This window comes from Telluria sp. RB2R28 (genome assembly GCF_059685835.1).
Window position 1 is genome coordinate 960,385 of sequence record NZ_JCASIK010000001.1, and the last position, 26,228, is coordinate 986,612.

Annotated in this window: 22 protein-coding genes and 1 pseudogene; 10 read left to right on the plus strand and 13 right to left on the minus strand. The window is 61.9% G+C overall.

Going from position 1 to position 26,228, the window contains the following annotated elements:
* The first annotated feature begins 3 nt into the window (after positions 1 to 3).
* The 7 genes from AC56LV_RS04320 (at position 4) to AC56LV_RS04350 (ending at position 8,123) form a co-directional block, all read left to right on the plus strand.
* Complete coding sequence (locus AC56LV_RS04320; RefSeq protein WP_499556778.1) at positions 4 to 948, plus strand: beta-1,6-N-acetylglucosaminyltransferase; 945 nt, start codon at positions 4 to 6, stop codon at positions 946 to 948.
* Positions 949 to 974: 26 nt separating this feature from the next.
* On the plus strand, positions 975 to 2,048 hold the full coding sequence (locus AC56LV_RS04325; RefSeq protein ID WP_499556198.1) for a glycosyltransferase family 2 protein: 1,074 nt from the start codon (positions 975 to 977) through the stop codon (positions 2,046 to 2,048).
* 81 nt (positions 2,049 to 2,129) lie between these two features.
* The gene (locus tag AC56LV_RS04330) at positions 2,130 to 3,524 is read left to right on the plus strand and encodes an O-antigen ligase family protein (protein WP_499556199.1); all 1,395 of its coding nucleotides are present in this window, start codon (positions 2,130 to 2,132) and stop codon (positions 3,522 to 3,524) included.
* The gene (locus AC56LV_RS04335) at positions 3,521 to 4,726 is read left to right on the plus strand and encodes a glycosyltransferase family 4 protein (RefSeq protein ID WP_499556200.1); all 1,206 of its coding nucleotides are present in this window, start codon (positions 3,521 to 3,523) and stop codon (positions 4,724 to 4,726) included. The genes AC56LV_RS04330 and AC56LV_RS04335 overlap by 4 nt, the downstream gene beginning before the upstream one ends.
* Before the next feature lie 226 nt (positions 4,727 to 4,952).
* A complete protein-coding gene (locus tag AC56LV_RS04340; protein ID WP_499556201.1) occupies positions 4,953 to 5,768 on the plus strand; it encodes a hypothetical protein in 816 nt (271 codons plus the stop codon).
* Complete coding sequence (locus AC56LV_RS04345; RefSeq protein WP_499556202.1) at positions 5,768 to 7,201, plus strand: MOP flippase family protein; 1,434 nt, start codon at positions 5,768 to 5,770, stop codon at positions 7,199 to 7,201. Before AC56LV_RS04340 ends, AC56LV_RS04345 begins: the two co-directional genes overlap by 1 nt.
* A gap of 61 nt (positions 7,202 to 7,262) precedes the next feature.
* Positions 7,263 to 8,123, plus strand: coding sequence for a glycosyltransferase (locus tag AC56LV_RS04350; RefSeq protein WP_499556203.1), 861 nt, complete (start codon positions 7,263 to 7,265; stop codon positions 8,121 to 8,123).
* Positions 8,124 to 8,149: 26 nt separating this feature from the next.
* Here AC56LV_RS04350 and AC56LV_RS04355 read toward each other — a convergent pair whose 3' ends face one another.
* The 7 genes from AC56LV_RS04355 to AC56LV_RS04385 form a co-directional block, all read right to left on the minus strand.
* Positions 8,150 to 9,094: a glycosyltransferase family 32 protein gene (locus tag AC56LV_RS04355; RefSeq protein WP_499556204.1), complete on the minus strand. Its 945-nt coding sequence runs from the start codon at positions 9,092 to 9,094 to the stop codon at positions 8,150 to 8,152.
* A gap of 29 nt (positions 9,095 to 9,123) precedes the next feature.
* Positions 9,124 to 10,032 carry a beta-1,6-N-acetylglucosaminyltransferase gene (locus AC56LV_RS04360; protein WP_499556205.1) on the minus strand — a complete coding sequence of 303 codons (909 nt, stop codon included), beginning with the start codon at positions 10,030 to 10,032 and terminating at the stop codon, positions 9,124 to 9,126.
* 78 nt (positions 10,033 to 10,110) lie between these two features.
* On the minus strand, positions 10,111 to 11,142 hold the full coding sequence (locus AC56LV_RS04365; protein ID WP_499556206.1) for a glycosyltransferase: 1,032 nt from the start codon (positions 11,140 to 11,142) through the stop codon (positions 10,111 to 10,113).
* A 41-nt stretch (positions 11,143 to 11,183) separates the two neighbouring features.
* Positions 11,184 to 12,329, minus strand: a complete 1,146-nt coding sequence (locus AC56LV_RS04370) for a WecB/TagA/CpsF family glycosyltransferase (protein ID WP_499556207.1) — start codon at positions 12,327 to 12,329, stop codon at positions 11,184 to 11,186.
* Positions 12,322 to 13,509 (minus strand): glycosyltransferase family 2 protein, encoded by a 1,188-nt coding sequence (locus AC56LV_RS04375; RefSeq protein WP_499556208.1) that lies wholly within the window; start codon positions 13,507 to 13,509, stop codon positions 12,322 to 12,324. The genes AC56LV_RS04370 and AC56LV_RS04375 overlap by 8 nt, the downstream gene beginning before the upstream one ends.
* Positions 13,510 to 13,787: 278 nt before the next feature.
* The gene (locus tag AC56LV_RS04380; RefSeq protein WP_499556209.1) at positions 13,788 to 14,756 is read right to left on the minus strand and encodes an IS1595 family transposase; all 969 of its coding nucleotides are present in this window, start codon (positions 14,754 to 14,756) and stop codon (positions 13,788 to 13,790) included.
* Positions 14,757 to 14,903: 147 nt separating this feature from the next.
* Positions 14,904 to 16,757, minus strand: a complete 1,854-nt coding sequence (locus AC56LV_RS04385; protein WP_499556210.1) for an Atrophin-1 multi-domain protein — start codon at positions 16,755 to 16,757, stop codon at positions 14,904 to 14,906.
* 159 nt (positions 16,758 to 16,916) lie between these two features.
* On the opposite strand from AC56LV_RS04385, the gene AC56LV_RS04390 reads away from it, so the two are divergent.
* Together AC56LV_RS04390 and AC56LV_RS04395 are read left to right on the plus strand one after the other, a co-directional pair.
* Positions 16,917 to 17,192, plus strand: a complete 276-nt coding sequence (locus AC56LV_RS04390; RefSeq protein WP_499556211.1) for a hypothetical protein — start codon at positions 16,917 to 16,919, stop codon at positions 17,190 to 17,192.
* A 57-nt stretch (positions 17,193 to 17,249) separates the two neighbouring features.
* A complete protein-coding gene (locus tag AC56LV_RS04395; RefSeq protein ID WP_499556212.1) occupies positions 17,250 to 18,014 on the plus strand; it encodes a hypothetical protein in 765 nt (254 codons plus the stop codon).
* 12 nt (positions 18,015 to 18,026) lie between these two features.
* Here AC56LV_RS04395 and AC56LV_RS04400 read toward each other — a convergent pair whose 3' ends face one another.
* On the minus strand, positions 18,027 to 19,613 hold the full coding sequence (locus AC56LV_RS04400; protein WP_499556213.1) for an Atrophin-1 multi-domain protein: 1,587 nt from the start codon (positions 19,611 to 19,613) through the stop codon (positions 18,027 to 18,029).
* Between the two features lie 306 nt (positions 19,614 to 19,919).
* Positions 19,920 to 20,438, minus strand: a complete 519-nt coding sequence (locus AC56LV_RS04405; protein ID WP_499556214.1) for an AraC family transcriptional regulator — start codon at positions 20,436 to 20,438, stop codon at positions 19,920 to 19,922.
* A gap of 456 nt (positions 20,439 to 20,894) precedes the next feature.
* Between AC56LV_RS04405 and AC56LV_RS04410 the strand changes: the two are divergent.
* A pseudogene (locus AC56LV_RS04410) lies at positions 20,895 to 21,598 on the plus strand (FAD-dependent monooxygenase).
* Here the strand turns inward: AC56LV_RS04410 and AC56LV_RS04415 are convergent.
* The 4 genes from AC56LV_RS04415 to AC56LV_RS04430 form a co-directional block, all read right to left on the minus strand.
* Entirely contained in the window at positions 21,580 to 22,611 is a 1,032-nt protein-coding gene (locus AC56LV_RS04415) for a diguanylate cyclase domain-containing protein (protein ID WP_499556215.1), read from the minus strand. The pseudogene AC56LV_RS04410 and the gene AC56LV_RS04415 overlap by 19 nt on opposite strands.
* 107 nt (positions 22,612 to 22,718) lie before the next feature.
* Positions 22,719 to 23,582: a PAS domain S-box protein gene (locus tag AC56LV_RS04420; RefSeq protein WP_499556216.1), complete on the minus strand. Its 864-nt coding sequence runs from the start codon at positions 23,580 to 23,582 to the stop codon at positions 22,719 to 22,721.
* 234 nt (positions 23,583 to 23,816) lie between these two features.
* A complete protein-coding gene (locus AC56LV_RS04425; protein ID WP_499556217.1) occupies positions 23,817 to 24,791 on the minus strand; it encodes a thymidylate synthase in 975 nt (324 codons plus the stop codon).
* A 261-nt stretch (positions 24,792 to 25,052) separates the two neighbouring features.
* Positions 25,053 to 26,186 carry a threonine aldolase family protein gene (locus AC56LV_RS04430; protein WP_499556218.1) on the minus strand — a complete coding sequence of 378 codons (1,134 nt, stop codon included), beginning with the start codon at positions 26,184 to 26,186 and terminating at the stop codon, positions 25,053 to 25,055.
* Positions 26,187 to 26,228: the final 42 nt, after the last annotated feature.

The following is a 26,228-nucleotide window of genomic DNA, read 5'->3' on the forward strand; positions in this document are numbered from 1 at the left end:
ACTGTGCGAATTGCGTACCTGATCCTCGCGCACGACCAGCCAGCGCATCTGCAGCGGCTGGTCGCGCGCCTGGCCGCGCCCGGTGCCGCATTCTTCGTGCACATCGACGCGAAGTCGGACCTGGCCGCATTTGCTGCACTGGCCCCGGCGGTCACGTTTTGCAAGCGCCGCATCAATGGCGCCTGGGGCGATATTTCCCTGGTCAAGGCAACGCTGGAATTGATGCGGTGCGCAGCAGCCGAACCCGGTGGCTTCGACCGCTACGTCTTGCTGAGCGGCGCCTGCTATCCGCTCTACACGCCCGCGGATATCGAGGCGTATTTTGAGCGCCATCGCGGCACCGAGTTCATCGAGGCGTTTGCACTGCCTGACACCAGATATGGCAAGACGCTCGAGCGCATCGCGCGCGTGTCGATCCGCAAGAGCAAGCCGCTTGGCCGCTTTCGCTGGCCGCTGCAGCACTTCCTGAACAGGGTGCTGCCGCTGCGCGACTATCGCAAGGTATTGACCGGCGAGCTGGTCACGGGATCGCAGTGGTGGAGCCTGAGCGGCGACGCCGTGAAGTATGTGCTGGACGTGACGGCGAGCGCGCCGCAGGTGTACCGGTTCTGCAAGCTGGTCGATTGTCCCGATGAATTCTATTTCCAGTACATCCTGTGGAATTCGCCGTTCAGAGCCAGCATCAGCCACAGCCTGACGTTCACCCGCTGGTCGCCCGGCAAGACCGGTCCTGACATGCTCGATGCGGCTTATCTGCCCCAGTTTGCGGGGCCGCTGATCCAGGCATCGGAATTCAAGAACAGCCCTGGCGAACGGCGCGAGGTGCTGTTTGCGCGCAAGTTTTCTGCGGCGTCTGCGCCCGTGCTCGACGCGATCGATGCGCTGGCGGCAGGGCGTCAACTGCCCATGCGTGGCGAACAAGAATCAGCTCTAAAAAATCAGCTCTAAAAAATCAGCTTTAACTGAGGTAAAGAATGGCCCGAATTGATATTTTACTGCCAGTGAAAAACGGCAAGGACTACCTGGCGGAAGCGATCGACAGCGTCATCGCGCAGACCTACACCGACTGGCGCCTGCTGGTGCTCGATCACGGTTCGACCGATGGCAGCGTTGAAATGGCCCAGGCCTATCATGCGCGCGACCCGCGTATCGAGGTGCATTCGTTCCCGCAGGCGAAGGGCTTGTCCGGCCTGTTGAATTGCGGCATCGACATTGCCGACTGCGAATTCATCATGCGGCATGACGCCGATGATATTTGCCTGCCGGACCGCATGGCGCTGACGCTGGCCGCGTTCGAGGCGCAGCCGGAATGCATCGTCGTCAGTGGCCAGGCCGACGTCATCGACGCTGCCGGTAACAAGCTCGACGATTTGCTCCTGCCGGTCGGCACCGCCCGCATCGGCGCGGCCAGCCTGTTCCGGAATCCGGTGTCGCATCCGGCCTCGGCATTGCGGTTCGACCCGGTCCAGAAGATGGGTGTGCGCTACGGCATCGACATTCTGAAAGTCCTGCCCGAAGACCAGCGCATCGATGTGCCGTCGCTGGCGGAAGACTATTTCCTCTTCGGCCAGCTCGCGATCCTGGGCAAGGTGACCAATCTGCCGCAGAAACTGCTGAAGTACCGCTGGCACGGCAAGAACGTCAGCATCACCAGTTTCACCGAACAGATGGAAGTCTCGCTGGCGATTTCGCGCTCGCTGACGCGCTCGTTCTGCACGATGCACAACTTGCCATGGTTCGATCCGGCGCCGTTCTGCAACCACGGCGGCATCCTGATGGACGTCGGTGGCAAGAGCAATTTCGACGCGGAATTCGAGACCATGGCGCGCAGCGTGCGCAAGGTGTTTGGCGCATCGCCCGAGATCGAACGCGAGCTGCGCTATCGTAAGGCGATTTCGACCCGCAACTGGGCGTCTCTGCTGTGGCGCTACAACCGCTTCCGTTCCGGCGATATCACCGAAACGGGTGAGTGGCACGCAGTGCGTGGCTGGCTCGTGCGCCGGTATCCCGGCAAGCGCCGCATCAGCGTCGCGCCTGAACTGGTCTAGTGGCAGCAGGGAATGGTAAAGAGATCAGTGCAACTGCTTAACTGGCTGAGGGAACCCTTCGGCGTTCCGACCTGGACCATCATGGCCCTGGTCGTTTTGAGCCTGTCCGTCGGCGCCGTGATTCCCATGTTTGGTGACAGCATGGGGTATCAGTTCGGCCGCCTGGCGGCGCTGCCCGCCTTGCTGTTGCTGGGTGTGCTGCTGATCTACGACTATAAAAAACTGGTGATGCTGATCCTGCTGTTCCGGTCGGTCGGCGACATGGTGCTGGAATCGACGCAGTTTGGTATCGGCAGCGTGCGCATGGGTATTGGCGGCCTGATCAACCTGTTCGTGATCATCATCGCGTGCATGATGGTGATGGAAAAGCCGAAGGCGTTTCCTGGCCGGCTGGCGCGTTTCTGGTTGCCGTTTGTCCTGATGATGAGCGTGGGCCTGGTGCTGTCGTACGAAAAGACGAATGCGCTGAAAATGTATTTGGGCATCCTGTCGAATTTCGCGATCTTCATGATTGCGATTTACATGGTCCGCTCGAACGAGGACTTCAACAAGGCCATCCGCCTGGTGATGTATTCGTCGCTGCTGCCCACGCTGTATGCCGTCGTCGATATCGCGCTGCATATGCGCGGCGGGGACTTTCGCCTGCAGTCGACGTTCTCGCATCCGAACGTGCTGGCCTTCTACCTGACGCTGGTGCTGGTGCTCGGGCTGTACATGCTCAAGAGCCCGCTGTACAACATCACGCCGCGTGGGCGCGTCGCCGTGTGCCTGTATATGCCGATGCTGATGGTGCAACTGCTGCTGACGCAGACCCGCAGCGCCTGGCTCGCATCCTTCCTCGTGTTCGTGCTGTATGCGCTGATCTTCAAGCGCAGCTACCTGCTGTACCTGCTGCTGCTGCCGTTGCTGCTGTTCGTGCCGTCGGTGAACGAACGCCTGATGGACCTGGGGCAGGGCAACGAAGTGGTGCGCAACGCCCAGCTCAACTCGTTCGCATGGCGCGTGATGCTGTGGGAATCGGCCATCGGCTGGATGGAAACGAAGCGCATGCTCCTCGGCTATGGACTGGACGGCTTTGGGTACCACGTGGGGACGTTCTTCCCGATGGACCGCACGATCCGCTGGGATGCCCACAATGTCTATGTGCAGTTCTTCTTCGAGATGGGCGCCGTTGGCCTGCTGTGCTACCTGTGGCTATACGCGCGCGTGCTGGGCACGCTGCGCACACTGGCCCGCGTCGATCCCGTGTCCGGGTTCCTGATGCTCGCCATCGTGATCCAGTATCTGATCGTGTCGTTCTCGGACAATATGTTCCGCTACCTGGTGTTCAACTGGTATCTCTGGTTCATCGTCGGCGGCGCGTGCGCGCTGGTGAATCTGCATCCAGGCAGCAAGGCGCGCACGGTCAGGGCCGGCGCAGCACGCCACGGGGCCGGTCTGTCTGGCCTGCCGGGCAATCATGAAGGAAAAGTATGAACATCGCGTACCTGGTGAACCAGTACCCCAAAATCAGCCACAGTTTCATCCGGCGCGAAATCCTGGCGCTCGAGCGCCAGGGCTACAAGGTGCAGCGCCTGGCCATGCGTGGCTGGAAAGACGAATTACGCGACGAGGAGGACATCCGTGAGCGCGCCGTGACGCGCTATGTGCTCCAGGATGGCGCGCTGGCAATGGCCATGGACGTGCTGCGCATGGCCGTCAAGCGGCCGGTGCGGTTTGCCAGGGCGCTGGCGCTGGCCTGCAAGATCGGCTTGCGGGCCGATCGCCCGTTGCCGCTGCACCTGATCTACCTGGCGGAAGCCTGCCGGATCGTGCCGTGGATGGCGGCGCACGGCGCGCGTCATCTGCACGCGCACTTCGGCACCAATTCCACCGAAGTGGCGATGCTGGCGAGCATGCTTGGCGGGCCGGCCTACAGCTTCACCGTGCACGGGCCCGAAGAATTCGACAAGCCTGAACTCTTGTGGCTGGGCGAGAAGATCCGCCGTTCGGCGTTTGTCGTCGCCGTCAGCTCGTTCGGGCGCAGCCAGCTGTTCCGCTGGGCCGCTTACGCCGATTGGGCCAAGGTGCAGGTCGTTCACTGCGGCATCGACCCGGGCTTTCATGCAGTGCCGCCGCGCCCGAGCCCGGCTGCGCCGCGGCTGGTGTGCGTGGGCCGCCTGTGCGAACAGAAGGGCCAGATGCTGCTGGTGCGCGCGGTCCAGGCCGTAGTGGCCAAAGGGATCCCGATCCATCTGGTGCTGGCCGGTGACGGCGAAATGCGTGGCGAGATCGAGGCGCTGATTGCCGCCAACAATCTGGGCAACCATATCAGCATCAGCGGCTGGATCAACGGCGACCAGGTGCGTGAAGAAATGCTGTCAGCGCGCGCCATGGTTTTGCCGAGCTTTGCCGAGGGGTTGCCGGTTGTCGTGATGGAAGCGATGGCGCTGCGCCGCCCGGTCCTGACCACCTACATCGCCGGCATTCCCGAACTGGTGCGGCACGGCGAGACAGGCTGGCTGTTCCCGGCGGGCGACGTGGCTGCGCTGGCTGCTGCACTGGAAGCGTGCCTGGCGGCGCCGCCGGCACAGCTGGAGGCGATGGGCGAGGCCGGTCATCAGCGCGTGCTGGCGCGCCACGCCGTCGACACCGAAGCGGCGAAACTGGCGCAGCTGATGCGCCAGACCGGGGCTTGACGCCCACACGCCCGGCACGATGGCGCCGCTGGTGACGGCGCGCCATCGCTGCCCTGGGCGGTGACACCATTGACGCCGATTGCAGACGTGCCAACGGCAGTACCGCGGGCATCACACGAGGCAAGGTCGTAACTGGCCATGACCGCAATTTTTTGGCACTCCGAAAGCACGATTCATGATGAGCTGGACTAGAGATATCTACATCAAGCTGCGCTGGCGTTTGAACATGCTGGCGCTGCACACCAAACGCGAACTGGACTGGCTGATCCGCGGGCGCTGGTATGCGCGCCGCCAGCGTTCCGGCAGCGGCGTGATCGTCTCGCTGACGTCGTATCCGCCACGGTTCGGCACGCTGCACCTGACACTGAAATCGTTGCTTTCGCAGTCCCATGTGGCCGACCGCACCATTTTGTGGATCGCACGCGGCGACATGGCCGCGCTGCCACCCGCGGTGACGAAGCTGCGCGCCGCTGGACTGGAAATCATCCCTTGCGACGACCTGAAGTCGTACAAGAAAATGATCCCGTTACTGCAGCAGGGCTGCAACGCGCCGATCGTGATTGCCGACGACGACGTCCATTACTGGCCGGAGTGGCTGGAGCAACTGATGGGGGCGCGCGATCCGGCCAGGCTTGAGGTGATCTGCCACCGGATGCACCGCGTGAAGCTGGGCGCTGACGGGCTGCCTGTCGCCTACAACGAATGGGAATTCGAGACAGCCAATCGCGAATCGAGCCGATTGAATTTCCCGACCGGGATCGGGGGCGTCCTGTATCCGCCGAATGTCTTCGGGCCCGAAGTACTGAATGTCGATGCCTTCACGGCCCATTGCCCGCGTGGTGACGATATCTGGTTCTGGTGGATGGCGCGTGCCAACGGCGCCACCTTCAGGCGCGTATCCCACCAACAGGAATTCCATACCTGGGAAGGTACCCAGGAGGTCGCGCTATGGAAAGACAATCTGGGAGCGATGATGAACGATAACCAGATCCGGGCGATGATCGGTGCCTACGGTTTTGATACAGAAAGAAAAACAACGTAATGTCTGCAATGTCCAATGCGCGCTGGCTGACGCTGTCGCAGGCTTCAAGAATCATCTTGCAGCTCATTTCGCTGACCATTCTCTCGAGGCTGCTGCCGCCTTCCGAATATGGTTTGCTGGCGATGGCCACTGTCGCCACCAATTTCGCCTTTCTGCTGCGCGATATGGGCACCGGCGCCGCCGTCGTGCAAAAGGAAAACCTGACCGAGCAAACCACGAGCACCGTGTTCTGGCTGAACATGGCGATGGGCTTGTTCCTGACGCTGGCCCTGGTCCTCGCATCGCCATTCCTGGCGGCGTATTTCCGTATCGACCGGCTTGCACCGGTCCTGTGCCTGTTGTCGATCGTGTTCCCCATCACCAGCGCCAGTGCCGTCCACCAGTCGCTGGTGGAACGCCGGTCCGGCTTCAAGACGCTGGCGCGCATCGAGATCGTGTCATCGGTCGTCGGCCTTACGGTCGCGATCACGCTGGCCTATCTGGGTTACGGTGTGTATAGCCTGGTGTGGAATTCACTGGTCTCGGCAGCGCTTTCGTCCACGCAACTGTGGCTGGCGAGCCCATGGCGGCCGAAGAAAATCTGGAGCGCGCCTGAACTGCGGTCCTTGTGGGGCTTCAGCGGCAATCTGACCGGTTTTAACTTCATCAACTTTTTCGCGCGTAATGCCGACAGCATGGTGATCGGCCGCGTGCTGGGTTCGGTGCAGCTGGGTATTTATGGCCAGGCCTATAAAGTCATGATGTTCCCGTTGCAAAGCATGAGCTATGTCGCGGGCCGGGCCTTGTTCCCGGTGATGAGCCGGCAGCAAGCCGAGCGCGACAAGATGGCGGGGCTGTATTTCCGCGCCCTGGCGATGATCGCCACCCTGACCGCCCCCATGATGGCGGGTCTGTGGGTACTGCGCGAGCCGTTCGTTGCCATCGCACTTGGCAAGCAGTGGGCGCAGGTCCCGATCGTTCTTGCCTGGCTGGCGCCCGTCGGCTTTCTGCAATCGCTGATTTCCACGACGGGTTCCGTCTTCATGTCGACCGGACGCACCGATCTGATGATGCGGCTGGGCTTGCTGGGCTCCGTCCTGCAGGTCGGCAGCTTTTTCATCGGTGTCAACTGGGGTATCGAGGGCGTTGCGGCTTGCTATCTGGTCGCCAATATCCTCAATGGCCTGCCGCATTTCTATTACGCGACGCGTGAATTGCACACCAGCCTGGCCAGCTTGCTGCGCGTGATCTGGCAACCGGTGATGTATTCGATGGTGATGGTCGCGGTGATTTATCCGCTGTTCAACGTGCTGTCGAACGGCGGTCATGCGCCACAGACGATTTTGATCGCGGTCACCGTAACAGGCGTCGTGATCTACGGGGCATTGATCATGCTGTTTTCGAAAGCAGTGGTACAGAGCTGCAAACAAATGATTGGCATGAAAGCCGGGTGATCGTGCCCGGCATGTTGCGAGTCCCGCGCTGTTACACCTTATCGAGATCGACGACGTTCATATGGAAAACCTGATTACCGTTTATATACCCACCAAGAACCGCCTCGATCTGTTGAAGCGCGCTGTCAATTCCGTCTTGTCGCAGACGCACCGGCCGATCGAACTCATTATCGTGTCCGACGGTTCGACGGATGGCACGTGCGACTATGTGAACGGGCTGGACGAAAACATCGCGATCACGCTGATTCACAATGACACGTCGGTGGGGGCCTGCGCGGCGCGCAATCAGGCCATTCAGGTGGCGCGCGGAGAGTTCATCACCGGTCTGGACGACGATGATATTTTTCTTCCGCACCGGCTGGCGACCTTTCTGGCAGCCTGGCGCCGCCAGCAGGAAAGCGGCGTGCGCTTCTCATGCCTGTTCGACCGGCGCATCATCAACGATGGCGACAGCGTGGCCTTGTGGGATACGCAAGCATCGGTCTCGGCCGAAGAGATCGTCCAGTCGAACGCCGTTGGCAATCAGGTGTTTACGACACCGCAGCGCATGAAGGACGCCGGCTCCTTCGATCCGGCGATGCCCGCGTGGCAGGACTGGGATATGTGGGTGCGGCTGATCAAGACGGGTGGCCCGGCGTACAGCATCCAGGCCAACACCTACATCATGGATATTTCGCACGAGTTCGAGCGGATCACCAAGAAGTCATCCGAGAAAATCGTCCGCGCTGCCCACCTGTTTTATGAAAAGCATTGCCAGCCGTGCGACCGGGCCGGCTTGCTCTATTCGCTGGCAGGTTACGACCAGATACGGCTGACGCTCAGCGATCTGGGCGTCATGCTGCGTTCAAAACATGCCAAATTCGCGTTGAAGAAGATCAGGGCCGGCAAGTTCAAGATGTCGTTGGCCAATTCGATCCGTTAACATGCATCGCTGCGCAGCGCAGCGTGCTAAGTCGGTCGACCGATCAATTTTTTCAGCCGGCGCTTGATCAGCGCTTTCGTTTGCGCCCGGAAATCGCGCAGCTTGCCGACGACGATCCAGAATGTACTGAGCTTGACGATGGATTCCGTCAGCCGGTAATAATGGGACGTGAACAGCTTGGCGTGGCTGCGCTGGGTCAGGATCGAATACACGAGGCCACTCTCGCGGCTGTCGATGAGTCTGTATGGCTGAGAAGCAGTCAAAGGATGAATGGCCAGTGTATAGGCGACCGGCCCGGTCAGCCTGAACGTACCGTGTGCGCCGGTGTCGTTACGCCATGGCAGATAGCGATCGATATTGGCCAGCACGGACAGGATCACGGCGCGCAGGAATGGGTGGCCCGGCACGCAGATGATGTGCCATTGCTGGTATTCGCCGCGGTCGATATGCGCGAGCTCGCGGTGGATGCCCCAGCCCAGGCGGTCCAGGTTGTCCGGATCGTCCCATTGCCCCAGCAGATAGCGATCCGACGGCGTAATGAAGTCGTCGAATGGGCGCGTCATCGTGCTCTTGATGTCCAGATAGGCGCCGCCCAATTTATACAGCAGCAGATAGCGAAACAGGTCAGCGCGCGCTGCACCGTAGTCTGGATTGATCCGCTCGTAATAGCGCAGGATCTTCGCGCCATAGTGATCCAGAATGAATTGCTTCATCATGGGCTCGTCATACCGGGTGTGCGTCCAGTCAGGGTTGAGACCCTTGATGTAGTCGACGTTGTTCGCCAGCTCTTCAGTGAAGGTCCGCGCACCAAAAAAGCATTGGTGGATCAGTTTTGGGATGGCATCACCCATCGCAAAGACAGGGAGTCCGTATTTTTTGCCGCGGTTAACCATTGCGTGCTTCGTGTTCAACAAATCTTCTCCTGATCCGGTCTGCTGCCTCCAGGCGCAGCCATCCATTGCAATCTTCATTTATTCGGTCATCGGCGACCATCGAACCATCACTGGCGCAGGACGCGATCGCCATGCGCCAGCTGCGCATCCATTGCCTGCAACAGCGTGTCGTCACCGTCGCTGAATTTGCGGGCGAACACCATCGGCCCACTGCCGTAGACATCGCCGGGGCTAAATTGCGTCGTGGTCCGGAAGTAATCCACGTGCCGTGCCGACATATTGGCCGGGCTGGCGCCGCCTGCGCTCCAATCCGTATAGGTCAGGTTGCGCCTGACGTTTGACATCAACGGTGAATTTCCCAGGATCGTATGCAGGAACGTCTCGTCCGCATACTGGGTGCCCTTGAAAAACCGGACCAGTGCCGGATTGCGCCCGGCGTAGTCAACGAGGTATTCGCACGCCGCCCGCGTGAGTGCCCACCAGGTCGAGCCGCCATAGGGTTTCAATGCGCCCAAACCCCGCTGGTAATCGCGCTCGCGCGGGATGATGCGGGCTTTGAGCAACACGCGCAGGGTCAAGCGGTGCAGGGGCGACAAGGTCGGGCGCAGCGTGTACGTCGTCAAGCGCGCCAGTGGTTTGCCGGCGGCTGCGCAGGGCATCGGCACGAGATTGATGTATTCGGCGTCCGGCTGGCCGGCAAAGAAGGCGCTGATGGACGCCGTTGGCCACAACGGATAATCAACGCCGCTGAGCAGCACGAAGCGTGTGAAAGGGCCTGCCGCGAGTGCCGTTTTCATCAGGAGCAGAATCGCTTCCACCTGAGAAAAGTCGCCCCAGTGCACGGCAACTGGTGCCGGCAACAGCGTGACGTCGTTTGCCCGCAGGTGACCAAATGCACCCTGGTCGGCTTTCTTGTCCACATGGATAAAGAACGCCGTTCCGTCCGAGCGCAGGCGCGCGATCAACCGTTGCAGGTGTGCGGGGTTGCCATGCGCCAGTAATAAATAAGCGATCAATTCGGTCTCCGTGTAAACCACGATGAAGTGTTTGTCCAGACGCCGGCGCCGACACGTGTTTCAACTGCCAGCATCAGGTCAATCGCGGCGTGGCTGGCGATTGGCCAGCTGCGTCATCAATTCCGTCAGGCGCGCCGCAGCCGCCGGGAAGGTGAACTTGTCGAGCGACGCCTGGCGCGCGTTGCGCGACAGTGCACCGCGCAGTGCGGCATCTTCCCAGACCGTGCGCAGCGCCTTCACCATGGCCGGGACGTCGTTTGGTGCGACCAATAAACCATCGACGCCGTCGACGACATAATCATCCGTCCCGGCGCAGGCAGTCGCCACCATGGGCACGCCGCGCATCATCGATTCGATGACCGTGACCTGGCCGGAGGGCGCATTCACGTCCGCGATCGGAATGACGTTCACGCGCGAGTGCAGCGCCAGCTGGTGGCACTGCGCCAGCGTCAGGTTGGAGCGAAAGCTCACGCAGGGTGGTGCCTGGATATGGGCGGTGGCGTGCGTCCCGGCGACGATGATGGTCTTGTAGCCCAGCTGCCCGGCCGCGTCGGCAAGCAGCGCGTAATCGCGGTTGGCAGTACCCAGCGCAACGATATACGGGTCGTCAAGCTCGTCTGTCCAGATGTCGGTATCCGGCAATTCGGCGCTGAGCGGCACGAAGACGAAGCGCTCGCGTGGCAGCCGCAGCCAGGTGCTGTAGATGTCGATCTCGGCCCGGGAATGCACGACGAACAGGTCGACCGCAGGCAGGCAGAAGCGCGCCAGCTTGCCCTTGATCCCGCCGTAAGGCTGGGCCAGGTTGAAGCACCACGCAATCAGCGGCACGTTCTTGCGGCCACTGAGCGTCTTGAGCAGTGCGACGATGACGGCCAGCTGCGGGAATGCCGTGACGATGCCGGTCGGGTGCTTGCCGAACGTTTGCCTGAAACCCCGCCAGCCGTGGCGCAGGTAATCGAACCACTCGCGGCGCGACGACACGGCGCGCGAACGGTCGTGATCGTAATCGGCCGGCACCTGCCGGGTGCGGTGCAGGCGCGCGTCGATGAACGGCATCAACCAGCCAGGCCAGGTAGTCTTAACGAACGGCGACAATACGAGCCAATCCATGCTGCACGATCCAATCAAGTGAAAAACAAGGGTTGCCGGTATCAGGCAACGTGGCCAGGGAGGCCACGGAGCAGGAAATCGACATTCTGCAGGCGCATCGTGCGGCGCAGCGAAGCGCTGGCAGCGTCCACGCTCAGGGCCATGCCCGTTCTGCTCTGATGCCCGTACAGCAGCAGCAGCAGGCCAAGCGCAGCGCTGTCGAGGCTGCAATCGTCGCGCAGCACGACATGCATCCGGCGTGGTTGCGCCGTGGCGCGCGCGAGCGCAGCCCGCAGTTCGCCAAGCGCACCATCACGCCAGGCGCCGCCGAGAGTCAGTGTGTACAGCTGGCCATCGTCGCTCTCTTGCAGGACGGGGGCAGCGCTGGCTGCGCGCAGACGCCGCGCGTCCAGTGCCGCGGGCAACGCGCGGGTGGCGAGCAGGCGCACGAGCGCCATGCCATCGCCCCAGTAGCGCCGCCAGAGTGCCGGCTCTTCCTTGATGCGCCACAACCACTCGAGGCCCAGCCGGCCCACGAGGGAAGGGGCGCGGCTGACCGTGCCTGCGACAAAGTTGACCACGGCGCCCAGATGGCTGACCAGCGGCGTATCCAGCGCGGCCAGATTGTGTTCGATCCACGCCTGGCCGCGCTTGGCGCCAAGCGACACGACGAGCAGGTCGGCATGGCTGGCGTTGATGCGCTCGATGATGGCGGGCGTGCTCATGTCGCCGATCGTCCCGAAGCCTGGCGAGTACGCGCCCACGCACCGCATGCGGCCTTCGCCGGCATTGAGCACATCGGCTGCCTGCTGCGCGACGCCATCCGGTCCGCCGAAGAAAAACACACTGAGCGGCATCGCGCGCTGGTCACGCAGGCGTTCGAAGACCGTTGCCCCCGCAACGCGGGCCGTGAACGGCAACCCCAGCAACTTCGCCAGCCACACGACCGGCATGCCGTCGGCAAGCGACAGCGACGAGCGCAGCACCGAGTCGCGGAACGCCGGATCCTGCTGGCTGGTGATCAAAAAATTCAGATTGGGCGTGGAGAAGAAGCAGCGCTCGCCACTGCCGGCGCGCGCCAGCAGCAAGTCAACGGTTTGCCCCATGTCCAGCGCGTCGAATGGCAGGCCCAGTACGCAATACACGGGGCGCGTGAAGTCGGTGACGACAGGCGCACGCTCATGCGGGGTCAGCAGAAGATTATTCACTGTCACGTTTTGACCTCACCCATGCGACTTGACGACGGAACAGAAAGCGGAAATACAACGGTATTTTCGCCAGGACGTAGACCACAGCCAGTGCCAGCTCCTTGCCGCTCAGCACCGCGCGGCCATGACGCCACCACGACAGCAGGATCGCCACGCCAAGCGCGGCGCCTGCCAGCACGCCCAGCAGCAGCGGCGCAACCGGGCCGCCGGCCAGGGCAAGCAGCAAGCTCAAGCCCGTGATCGCGCAGACCAGCAGCACCAGCAGCGCCAGCGGCGGCACGCACAGGTCGAGGCCAAACGCGAACAGGCTGGCACGGCGGCGGCGGATGGCGCCAAACAGCGCAGCCGGGGCGGCGCTGGCGATGACGCTTAGATGGCCGTGCTCCCAGCGCGTACGCTGGCTTTGCACGCCTTCGGCGCTGCTCGGGAAATGGCTGTACACCAGCGCGTGCGGACAGAACAGTGGGGGGGGGCCGGCCAGCGCCAGGTCCAGGCCGAGCTTCATGTCTTCCACGATGTGGCCGGTCGCGAGGTTGGCACTGCGGATCGTTTGCCACGGAAAAGCCATCCCGGTGCCCATCAACTGGCATGGCCAGCCCAGCCGGAACCAGCCCAGCGGTCGCACCTTGTTTTTCACGAGCCAGGCAAATTCAGCGATTTTTTTCAACGGTCCGCTTCCGGCCGGCGCGTGCATCAGGTACAGCGCCTGGACTGGCCGGCGATGGTGGGCGGCCAGCGTTGCCAGGCGCGCAATGGCGCCTTCGCCAACGATGCAGTCGGCGTCGACAATCACGACGACGTCCGGCGGCGCGGCAGCCAGGGCGTTCACGCCGAAGTCCAGTGCATAGCCCTTGCCGCGCAGTTGCGCGTGGCTGCGCTCGATGACCTGGGCCCCGGCCTGACGGGCCACCTCGGCAGTGCGGTCGGAGCAGTTGTCAGCAACGACGAGAATACGGTCGTTGGCGCTCAGCTGGGGCTGCAGGCTCGACAGGGTGGCAAGCAAGCCGCCCTCTTCATTATGGGCAGGTATCAGGATTGCAATGCTCGGACGCGGGCCGGGCACCGGTGCTGCACTGCGCACAGGGCGCCAGGCCAGCAGTGCCTGAGCCAGCAGGACCATGACTGGCACCAAAATGATGCACAGCAACATCAGCAGGGCGATCGAAAACGCTTGAATCAAGGGAATGTTTTCCTAAAAATGGATGGCCGGGGCCTGTCAGGCTGGACACGGTGGCTTGCAAAGGCAACCCCACCGGCGCGGCAGCACTGACAGCCATACGGCTGAATGCGCTATTTACCGCTATTTTGATCAGTAGCAATATCATAAGCGAAATTTCAGATGTATGAATGGTAACGAACACACGTGTCGCGCTGTACTGGCCAGGCTAGTGCGATCGAGGGGGCATCGGCTGGCGTATCGATCGATGAGGCGCATCTGCGAAAAAGGCGCAGTCAGCGTTATCTGTTGATGACGCTGATAGCGATACGAAGCAATTGTTCTGGAGACGTAACCCGCTCTCCATCCAGCGCCCAGCGCCAGCCCAGGTAATTGGGCAGGTAGCGCGACGCCACGCCACGAAAGCCCTGCAGCCAGGTCTTGAAACGCTGGTGGTAGGCATTCACGTTCTGCACATGGATGGCAAGGTTGCCCAGCCGCCTCGCACGCACCCCGGCGCGCAGATTGACCGTCTCGTGCGCGATCCTGTGCTTGCGTGCAAAGGCGCGGTAGGCGGCGTTGCTGTCACTGACCAGCAACGCCTGCCGATCGAGCCTGGGCAGCAAGTCACGGTCGAGTTGCGCAGCCGTGAGTGCACCGCGGCCAGTAACGGCGTCGACCGTGCGCCCCTCGCGGTCGCGCGCGACCAGGATGCAGTCAAGTTCACTGGAAATGCCCCGTTTGGCAGCATGACCGCCGCGGCGGCGCGGTGGCCGATCGAGCGTGCGCGAACCCTTTTGTGACTCGAGCAGAAATGTTTCGTCAGCTTCGACGATGCCATTGAGCGCCGCAGGCCGGTCGAGCTTGACCCAATGCAGGAAGCGGTGGCGCCAACGAAAGGCCGTGTTGCGGTGTACCCCGACCCGATCTGCTGCCTTGCGCACGGGCAGTGAATCGAGCAGCACCTGCGAATAGGCGAGCCATTTGGCCTTGTGCCTGAGCCGCGCCAGCGGCGTGTTCGTCAGGTCATTAAAGGTGCGGCCGCAAGCGCAGCAGCGGTAGCGCTGCAAGTCGTTGGCGAACCCGTGCCGGTAGCAGTGGTCGTTGCCGCATCGGGGACAGCAGCGGCCTGGTTCTCTGACCTCAGTGATGAGCGCAACCACCTGAGCCAGCCCGGCTGCAGGATGCAGGGCATCGAGAACTTGCCGGCGCTGGGGCTGGTTCAGCGAAGGCAGTTTTGCGAACCAACCCTTGAAACGTGGCGCTTTCATGATTGACTCCTGACGCTGGGGACAGGAGTTGGACCGTTGAAGTGCTGAAGTGCTCTTCAGTTCAAAGCTGGTCTCTATTTAACGTTGACTGCGCCCGAAAAAAAGCCGCGCACACGGCGCGGCTTGACACTGATACAGCAAAAAAAGTCAGGTTGACGGAACGAGCGTCGCGTTGACAGACGATGGGCCAGCCGTCCCGCTGGATGCAATCAGCACGATCGACGCGTTGGCTGGCCACAGGATGCGGACCGATTTTCCGTCGACCAGGTCCCACGTGTCGTGCGTGAACGAGTTGCCCGATTTCACTTGCATGCGCAACCGGGCGCCGCCGGTGGCGCGCACCGTGAAGTTGACATACGTGCCCGCTTGCGGCGTGGCCCACTTGACTGGCGTCAAACCCGTGTTATTGGCATTCACGTAGACCGTCTTGGTCGTCGTCGCATCAAATGAGAAATTCCGCGTAACCGGGTCGTAGGCGGCTGTGCCCGTGCCGGACTGCCGATACCAACCGCCGCGCATCGACACGATGTTCGTGTTTTGCTGCGGTGTGTTTCTTGCAGCCACCATGTCGCCGTTGCCGTCGACCCAGGCTTGTGCCGATGTCACCTGACGCAGGGCGGCGCGGATTTTGTCGAGCTGGTCGGCAACCGAGTTGTCCCAGCCTTTTGGCATCAGATTGAAGCCGGCATCGTTTTCGACATAAATCACGAACGGCGTACCCGTGTTCCGGTCAACGACGTAGGCGCCGTACAACTTGAGCGTCTCGACGATCTTCCGCAAATCCGGGTTGACGATCGCGCTGCTGTCGAAATTCGGCGGCAGCATTAACAGCGAGCCTTGCGGAATGGCGCCGGTGTTGGCGGCTGCCGAGTTGTCGGCCGCCGTTGCCGGGAATATATAGGCTGGGTTGCTGACGCCGTTGGCCAGGCCATTGAAGGTCAACGACATGGCAAGCGCGTGAGGATAGGCGGCAAGACCATCCTTGATTTCATGCTTGCGAATCAGGCCGGCTGAAGCAGGAATGCCCACCGCGCGTGCGCCCTGGTAGTAGTGCGAAGGATCGCCCCAGCCAGTCCCGCCCAGCTTGCTCCAGGAGTACATCGACGCAGTCCAGCGACCGTTCTGCTGCTTCAGCTGCCAGAATGAATGGACGATATTCGTGATCGGATCGACGATATCCGCGTGGCCGTCGGTACCGGAAGCCGGCAACACGGCCGCAGGCCAGCGAGGCAATGTGATGACGCGATTGGTCCCGCTGTCGGGGTCAGCGACGCCGACGGTGCTGGTGGCAGTCGAACCCGGGCCGACGATGGTCATCGGTGCATCGGTCGCGGAAGCGAGGAAGACGCCAGTGGAATACGCGCCGGAGGCGACGGTCGGGAAATAGCTGGACTTCGGAATCTCGAATGTACCAAAGACCGGGTTGAGTGGGCGCGAGTTCCACAGGGAATCTGCTGCATAAGGACGCAGATAGGTGCCAAATACGCCATCGGGCGTAGTGGAAGAGGGCGTTTGTGCCGAGGGCGCCTGCGTTGACGGTACGACGGATGGGGTCGTCGAGGATGGTACATTCGGGCGCGCCGTGGATGCGGCGGGCGCGGGGACGACCGACCCTGCCGATTGGGAAGCGGGTTGACTGGCACCGGTCGTCGGCGTGACCGGCGCAGGCGTCGTTTGCGCCGAAGGGACCTGCGCCGAAGGTACGATGGATGGGGTCGTCGAGGAAGGTACAGACGGGCTCACCGTGGATGGGACGGGCGCAGTGGAGGCCGAACCAATCGACTGGAACACGGGTTGACTGGCGCTGTCCGTTGGCACGACATTCTCAGGCGTGTCTTTGGCAGAGTCGCCGTTGTTGACAGCAGGCGCCGTCGCGGCAGCGACTGGCGGGGCGATGTTCGATACAGTCATTGCCGCAGTAGCAGAATCAGTGTCAGCGCCGCCACCGCCGCATGCAGCCAGCGACGTGCACAGTAGCGTGGAGACGACCTTGACGGTCACCGTACGTGAAAATAGTGTCATATGGGTATCTTCAATATCAGGGAGTATCGGATGCGGTATCAGGCTCTTCGCTCTCAGCCTGTTAGATGACGCCAATATTACGTTAGGGAAAGCAATTCCACACGGCAAAAAAGATTTTTATAGGAAACTATTGGGGATTTGCAACAGAAGATTGCCCGTCTTGCTATGGGCATTAAAAAAGTATTACCGGATGATGTGATCGAATTGAAAGGACGCACTCAAGACACTTGTGTTTCTCATAAACTGAGATTGGGAAACTTCAGCCTGCCGTCAGAAATTTCCCCGTTATTACACAGCGGCAATCGTATTGACGAGCATCACTGTTTAAATACTGGCCGAATCAAATGGCCAGACCGGCTTGCTGGGGTAGGCGCGCCAGAATTTGTGTTGGCTGAGCTGGGGTCAAAGCGGTAGGATATGGAAATTGCAAGAAGACTTCATGATCGAGGCCAGCCAGAGCGCGAGGAAACGATGACGAACCCACCGAGACCGAATGTGATCCTGATGTCGGCAACCATCACGCCATCAAAGGATATGCCCGGCTCGACGCGGATGGATCCGGCCATCCGCATGAACGACTATATCGAAGCGCTCCGGCACTACGAGGCAGTCGCGCCCGAGGTCGTCGACCGGATCGTTTTTCTGGAGAACTCCGACACCGACCTGACCCCGCTGAAAAACGCCTTGCAGCGCAAGTCGTACAAGAACGTGGAATTCCTCAGCGTCAGCTCGGATTATCCGCCGTCCAGAGGCAAGGGCTATGGCGAATTCAGAATGTTCGATGAAGGCCTGCTGGCCAGTGAATTGATCCAGTCGGACGATCACATCTGGAAGGTAACCGGGCGCTTGAAAATTTTAAATATCAAGCAATTGATCTGCTCGGCGCCAGCAGACTACGAGGTGTATTGTGACCTCAGGGACGTGCCACTCATTGGCGAGTCGTTGGGTGGCAACCTGTGGATGGAATTGCGCACCTTTGCATTCCGGCGCGATGCCTACGACCGGTATTTCCGCGGCGAGTTTTCCAAATCATTTGTGCTTGAAAAGAAATTTTTTCAAACCATGAAAGAGGAATTGGAAAAGCGGAACAAGCAGATCATCCCGCGTTTTCGTGTGCAGCCGATTATCGACGGGTATTCCGGGTATTCCAATGCGAATTATCGCAGTGCCAGTTACAGGGCAAAAGAGAAACTGCGTATGGTCGCCCGGACCATCGCGCCGGGCTTATGGTTGTAATTGCAATTGATCTCAAGGCAGCTTGACCAGCGATGCCTTGACGGACGATGCGCCGCTGGCACCACTGGTCGCCGTCAGCGTCAACTTCGCGTCGGCAGGCCATATGAACCGTTTTGATTGCCCGTTCTGCAGGTCTTTGGTTTCTTCGGTCACGACGCCATTGCTGCTGACCTGCAGGCGCAACGTGGCGCCGCCTGTTGCGCTGACCGCTAGTTCGACGTGGGCGCCTTCCGGTGGTTTTGCCCAGGTAACGCGGGTCAGGCCCGCGTTACTTGCATTGACATACACGCTCTTGCCGCTCGCCGGTTCGAACACGAGACGCTGTCCGGCCGAGTCGTAGGCTGCCGTGCCGGCGCCCGACTGGCGCGACCATGGACCCCGCATCGACAGGATGTTCATGTTCTGCTGCGCCTTGACCGCCGCGTTTGCCGTGTTGCCGTTGCCATCGATCCAACCCTGGACTGCCGTCACCTGGCGCAGGCTGGCGCGAATCTCGTCGAGCTGGCTGGCGACCCTGCCGTCCCAGCCTGTGGGCATCAGGTTGAAGCCGGCGTCGTTTTCAACATAGATCACGAACGGCGTGCCGGTGTTGTAATCGACCACATAGGCGCCGTACAACTTGAGCGTCTCGACGATCTTCTTCAGGTCGGGGTTGGTGATTTCGCTGCTGTCGAAATTGCGCGGCAACATGATCAGCGCGCCTTGGGGAATGGCGCCGGTATTGGCCGCTGCCGTATTGTCGGCCGATGTGGCGGGAAAGACATAGGCTGGGCTGGTGACACCATTGGCCAGGCCATTCTTCGTCAGTGACATCGCGAGCGCATGCGGGTAGGCGGCAAGACCATCCTTTATTTCATGCTTGCGAATCAGGCCAGCGGACGCCGGAATGCCCACGGCACGGGCGCCCTGGTAGTAGTGCGCTGGATCGCCCCATCCGTTGCCGGACAGCTTGCTCCACGAATACAGCGCTGCCGTCCAGCGGCCATCCTTCTGCTTCAACTGCCAGAACGAATGGATGGTCTGCGTTACCGGGTCGACGATGTCGGCATGGCCATCCGTGCCCGAGGCCGGCAACACGCCCGCAGGCCAGCGGGGAAGCGTGATGACGCGGTTGCCGCCATTGTCAGGGTCGGCCACCCCCACCGTGTGTGCGCCGGTGGAGCCAGGCCCGACGATGGTCATGGGCTTGTCCGTCGCCGACGCCAGGAACACCCCGGTCGAATAAGCGCCCGACGCCACGGTGGGGAAGTAACTCGATCGGGGAATCACGAACGTGCCAAACGTCGGATTGACCGGACGTGCATTCCACAAGGACGTTGCCGCGTAAGGGCGCAGATAACTGCCGAAGGGCGCCTGCCCCCCGCTCGTGGCCGCAGATGTTCGCGCCGCGCTCGAGTGCGCTACCGTGGCGACATGCACCGACGCTTCGATGTTGCCGGCTGCCCCTTGCAGCGGCAGGTTGCCACCGGGTGCCGGCGCTGTATTGGACACGGCGCCGTGTGCGCCGGTGGCGGGGGTGGCTACGTCGCAGGCGGTCAGCGCAGTGCAGAAGAGGGGCGCAAGCACGCGCAGGATCAGCGCGTTCGGTGGAAATGTCATGTCGATCCAATCAGAATGGCGTCGTGGCCGACGCATTGGCGCAGGCGGGTCAAGCTGGCCGCCGGCAGACGGAAACCGGCGCCTTGCTACCCGGATGCGGGTCGTATCCCGTGATTTTGTTCATCGCTGTGGATGAGTGGGCGTGAAGCCATGTACGGCGCGTGCGCATCGGACATGGAAGCAGCATGTGGCGCCGCGAACCAGGCATTCTACCAGTTCAGCGAGATTGAAGACGGTGCGCTGAGCTGGCGCCGCGATGGGGATGTACCTGCGCCATGCCTGCCACTGGCAACGAACTTCTGCAGGTCATTCTGTCCCGACGAGCACGGTACTGCCCTGGCGCGGTGCGAGCCGGTACTCCCTGGGCGATACCCCGAAGCGCTTCTTGAACAGGCGGCTGAAGTAGGCCGGATCCTGCGCGATGTCGAAAGCGGAGCGTCCCGCGATTCTCAGGCACAGCCGGTTGAGCCGGGTCGGCGTCAACCGCAACAGCGCTGCGTACTGACCGACTGGCCATTGTTCCTTGTAATGCAGTTCGACCTCTTCACGAAAACGGGTGTACAGCGCGAAGTCGCCGCGACCGGACTGGTCGGCCAGGCGGCGCTCGGCCTGGGCCCGTACCAGCAGCAGCAGCGCAGAGCGCGCCATCCACTCCTGGATCAGCTCATGGCCCTGCTGCGGGAAGGCCGCTTCCGCCAGCAACTGTTCGAGCAGTGACTCCAGGCGCACACGTGTCGGCCCGGCGGGCGCGAGTGCGATCGCAAGCGGCTCCATGACCAACGGCATGAACAGATCGCCATGGTCGCGCGCCGAGTCGAACAGCACTTGCTGGTCGATCGTCAGAACATAGCCCTGCGCTTCGAAAAAAATCGAAACGGTGGACCAGGGAAGGATGGATCGTGATCGCCACCGGCCCCGTGCGTTCCCAGGTGGTATCGCCGATGCTGGCCGTGACACGGCCGCCAAACAGGAAAAGTACCTGGAACAGTCCCCGGTGCACATGCGTGCGGATATGCCAGTCATACAGCCGGCTGCGCGTCTCGATCAGCTCGTTGTGAGCAAATTCGGCGCGCCCGGCCTTCGCCGGCTCGCCATACAGCGCGAACTGGGGAATATCGCGGGCGGGGCGGGCCCGTTTGCCGGTCGTGATCGACGTCGTCATGTGAAGTGCGCAAGCAATTTTGGGTGTAAAAATAGTACAAGTCATGTCCAGATTGATCCATTCTTTTTGCACCTGCCCGGCGCTACGATGATTGCTAGCAACACTCATCGGAGACAACCATGCGTACCCAAGTCGCGATTATCGGCGCCGGCCCGGCAGGCCTGCTGCTTTCCCACCTGCTTCAACTGCAAGGTATCGAGTCGATCGTCCGGGAGAGTCGTACCAGGCAAGACATCGAGTCGACCATTCGCGCCGGCGTGCGTCACGAGCGTGGCTTTGCGCTCGTGAGCACCCGTTCCCCGACTGTGCAACGCATGTACTTCCAGTTCGACCGAACGACAGTGTCGATCACTGGTCGGACGACCGCATCTGGTCCGAGCTTCACGCGCGTACCGAAGGTCACGACGGCTGGCGCCTCACCGAAGGCAAGATCTTCCAGAAGAACATCATCGGAATGCGCAGCTTCGTGTCGACGCCGATGCAGGCAGGCCGCCTGTATCTGGCCGGCGATGCTGCCCACATCGTGCCGCCAACCGGCGCGAAAGGCTTGAATCTGGCGGTGTCGGACGTGAATCTGCTGGCAAGGGGCATCGAACAGTTCTACCAGCGGGGAACCAGCGAGCGCCTGGAGCGCTACACCCAGGACGCCTTCAAGCGTATCTGGCGCGACGAGTATTTCTCACGGTGGATGACCAGCATGCTGCATACGTTCGCGGATGCGTCGTCGTTCCAGCGCGAGGTTCAGCGTGCCGAACTGGAGAACGTTGTCGCGTCGCGTGCGATGGCTACCGCGCTGGCGGAAAACTATGTCGGGTCATTCTGATCCCAGGCCCCGGGGCACGGGAAAATCTGGCCGCGGCCGGCGTGCTTGGCGCGATACATGCATGCGTCCGCCTTCTTGACGAGTTCGTCGGCCGTATCGGTACTGTCCGGAACGAAGATGCCAATGCCGATGCTGGCGCCGGCCTGTGCGGTGCCACCCGGCACCGGGACCGGCGCGGAGATCACGTCGATCAGCTTGCGGGCCACCGCCGCGGCGTCCTGGTAGCCCGTGACCAGGCCTTCAAGGATCACGGTGAACTCGTCGCCTGCCAGACGAAATGCGGCGTCGCTCTGCCGCAGGGACTTGGCGATGCGTTCGGCGATCACCTTCAGCAGCAGGTCGCCACCGTCGTGGCCCCAGCGGTCATTGACCGCCTTGAACCCGTCCAGGTCGATGAACAGCAGGGCCATGGCCTGACGATTGCGGTGCGCCCTGGCCTGGGCCAGCGGCAGCGAATCCCCCAGTGCACGGCGGTTCAGCAGGCCAGTCAGGGCGTCGTGGCGCGACTCGTAGTCGCGCTGTGCGTCCATGCGCTTGCGCTCCGTGATGTCGTGCAAGAACAGACTGATGATGCGGCGGCCTTGCACTTCCAGCGTATTGGCCCGGGCTTCGACGGTCAGCGTGCTGCCGTCTTTTCGGCGTACCGGAAACTCCACCCGCTGGTTCGCGATCGCGAGGGCGCCGGTTCGTCGAAAGCGTGCAATGTCCTCATGATAAGCCGAGGCAGTGTCGGCAGACACGATCAGGTCGGCCAGTGGTCTGCCGATCGCTTCGGCGTGCGACCAGCCCAGGACCAGTTCGGCCTGCCGGTTCCAGGCCGTGACGACGCCGCTGTCGTCCAGCGACACGTAGACATCGCTGGCGTATTCGAGGATGTTGCTCAGTTCAGCCGTGCGCTCTCGCAGCGACTCTTTGGTCAGGGCCTGGTTTGCAAGGGCGGCGGCCAGTCGTTCATTGGCATCGTGCAGTTCGGCAGTACGCATCTGCACGCGTTGTTCAAGTTCGGCATGCATGCGCTCGAGGCAAGCCCGGGCCGCCTTCTGCGCTGAAACGTCGTTGTAGACGGTGGTGTAGTACTCGACGTTGCCATGCTGGTCGAACCTGCCGCTGATGTTTATCTTCAGCCAGATGTAACCGCCCTGTGCGGTGCGGTAGCGCTGTTCGATCTCGTACTGGGGGCCTCACGGGCGGCGAGTCGATCGAGCACGGCCAGATACGATGGCAGGTCTTCAGGATGGCTGAATCCGGTGATATTTCTGCCGTCGAGTGCGTCCCGGCCGTAGCCCAGCATCGTCGACAGGGTGATGTTCGTACGCAGCCAGCAGCCGTCCGTGCCGATCAGGGCGACGCCAACACTGGACTCGTCGAAAATTGCAGTAATTCGTGCAATGCTTTCCAGTGCAACCCGGCCTGCTTCACCAACGTGTGCACGCGCCTGCCCCAGCATTTGCCGCAGTTCGGCCCACTGCGCGAGCACGCCGGCAAGTTCGTCAAGCCCGCCAAGATCAGGCGGCTGCATGCCGGGGGCGCCGCTGCGCGCAACGCAGAGTGCGCCGATCGGTTCACCATCGCTGTTTTTGATTGGCACCCCGGCCACGAACGACAAGGGCAGCCCGCCGGGCCATGCCAGGATGGCGCCGATGCGCTCGTCCTGACCGGCATCCATGACCAGCAACGGACCTGTCTGGCGGACAGTGTCGGCGATCGACGAGAAATGGCCGGGCAGCTGCGCGCCGGCGCCTCTGGTTGCATATCGAATCCATCGGCCCGGGCCATCAGCCAAGGTGATCCATGCCACTGGTGCATCGAGCAGGCGCGCCGCAAGCCGGGCGCTTCGCTCGACGGCCGGGCCCGGATCGGGAGCGGCGATGTCCAGCGTATCGAGCCACGCCCGGCACTCGGCATCATTCGGAACGAATGGTGGTTTGGTCATGATAGAAAGGGACGGATCGGCAGGTTCGTTTGTATTGACAATGAGTGGCAATAATATCCCTGCTTGCTGTTGCGTGGGGAGGACGACAGGCCCGAAAGGCGTACTCAGCATCAAGTGCTGATGAAGCTGACTGCGTGCGGCGGCAACCGGGGAAGGCTGCGCATGAGGATGTGTGGGGGTGGCACCGCGCAGCGTCGCTGCGTGCGGCCGCGTGCGCGTTGCCACGTCTGGCAGCGCGCTCACGGTTCGCGGGAAGCGCGCTGCCTTTTTATCGCACGACGGGCGTTATACCGCCATGGGCGCACTGATCGCCGGATGGTGCATGTAATTGACCAGTGAAAAATCTGCCGGTTCGATTTTCTCGAGCCATTCTGGCGCATATTCTTTTGTCAGCGCGAAATCCGGAATGCGTTCGGACAGAACCAGGGTCGGCGCCGGATAGGGCTCGCGCGTCAGTTGCTCGGTGACCATCCCGATATGATTCTCATAGATATGGGCGTCCCCGATAAAGTAGGTGAACCATTTTGGCTTGTAGCCGGTCAATCGCCCCACGAGATGCAGGAGCGCGGCGCCTTCAGCCAGATTGAAAGGCGTCCCCAATCCGATGTCATTGCTCCTCACGTACAGGCACAGAGAAATTTCGGACGTCGCCGGATTCGGCATGAATTGATACAGCAAATGGCATGCGGGAAGCGCGACGGCATCGAGTTCTGCGCAATTCCATCCATGGAACAGAATCCGGCGGCTCGTCGGATTATCGATAATCGTATCCAGACACTCCCGCAACTGGTCGATGGCCTTGTAGAGCAAGACCTTGGTGCAACCATCTTCCTGTACAGTCGATACGATGCTGTAACCCCGGCTTGTTGCGTCGGCAATCTGCCGCTCGTTTGCTGCGTCCAGCAGCTTGTACGCAGGCCACTGGCGCCACTGAACACCATAAACTGGCCCCAGGTCATCCGGGCCTTCCCGGAACGGGTTGTTCAGCCATGCACTGTTTTCATTGGCATTCTGGTCCCAGACCTTGCAGCCCAGCGCGCGGAAATCGGCAGCGCTTCTTTTCGCACGCAGAAAGCCAACGAGCTCGCCGACCACCGATTTGAAGGCCAGCTTCTTGGTGGTAATCGCGGGGAAGCCGTCTTTCTGCAAATCGAAGCGCATCATGGCGCCGGGAACGCTGAGGGTCCGGATGCCAGTGCGATTGGTTTGCCAGTCTCCGTTGTCGAGAACAGTCTGGATCAGGTCGAGATATTGTTTCATGATGTGCAAAAAAAGATTGGTGTTGATGGCCCGGTGAGCGCAGCGCTGCTGGCCTGTACCCTTCGTGCGCCGGTCAGCGGCAGTGATCGGGCTTGGGCGCGCACGTTACCGGTAAGCGTGGCCGGATGCGTTGTTTGCGCCGCGAGATGGCTGGATCCGGCATCGGGCGCCTGCGCCATATTGTCGGGCAGGTCTCAGGAAGTCGGCATGGTGGCGCATTGCGGGTAGACGGTATGAGGAGACGGACAACCTGCCATTCTATCATCCGGTGCAGGTGGCGGCAGACGGGCTATCCACGCCGCCGCTAGCGGGCTCGCCGAGGCGATCGGCGAAGCGCTGCAACGCCTGGCGCAGCGCGTCATCGGGCATCGCCAGCAGGTTGTCACCCACGTAGATTTCCACGACGCTGGTGTCTAGCAGCGCGCCATGGGCGGCGCGGTTGTACATCCAGATACCATCCTCGATGGCCAGCGCGTCGCGGATCGCCAGCGCATGATCGCGCGATACTGGCAGGTGAAGGTGCAGCATATTGGCCTCGGGCGCGGCCGGATTGACGCGGATTGCCGGGTGCGCGCGCAGCGCCGCATACACGAACTGCGTGCGCCTGAAGTAATCGGGCATGGCCGCCAGGCGCGCGTCGAAGTCCATCGCGGCGGCCACCACGTACGGTGAGCGATGGATCACGTTGCCACCCTGGCGCCGGAACCATTCGGCGCAGCGCGCCACAAACGCGCTGCTGCCGGCCAGCATCGCGCCACCCAGGCCACCCAGGCCCTTGTAAAGCGACACGTACACCGAATCGAAGCCGGCCGCGATCTGCGCCGCGCTGCGCCCGTACCCGGCTGCTGCCTCCCACAGGCGCGCGCCATCCATGTGCAGGTGGATGCCGCGCTCACGGCAGCCGCGCTTGATCGCCTCGAGTTCGTCCCAGGGCGAGAGCTGCCCGCCGATCTCCCGCATGGGGATCTCCAGGCCCACGGCGCCCAGGCGGTCCGGCACGGCCAGCAGATCGGCGGCCGTCCATGGCCGGTGCCGGTCGCCCACGGGCAGTGCCTGGAAGTGGTCGAGTAACTGGTAGTTTGCCCGTTCATGGACGAAGATGTGCGAGGTCGGGTGCAGCGCCACCAGGCGGCTGGCGCGCTCGAGGCAGGCCAGGCGCAGCGCCGTCACCTGCGCCATCGTGCCGCTGACGCAGAACACGGCGGCCTCGAAGCCGAGCGTGGCTGCAACCTTGGCTTCAAAGGACTGGATCAGGTCGCCATTGCCGTACACGTCGTGCTCGATGTCGTGCTGCTCGCACCAGGCGGCCATCGCTGCAAAATGTTCCGCAGGACGGCGCTGGCGATGGCCGGGGAAGATGGTGTGGCAGCGGCGCTGCAGGGCGGATTCTGACAAGGTGCACTCCGAAAGACAGGAACGCTACTCTACACCGCGCGG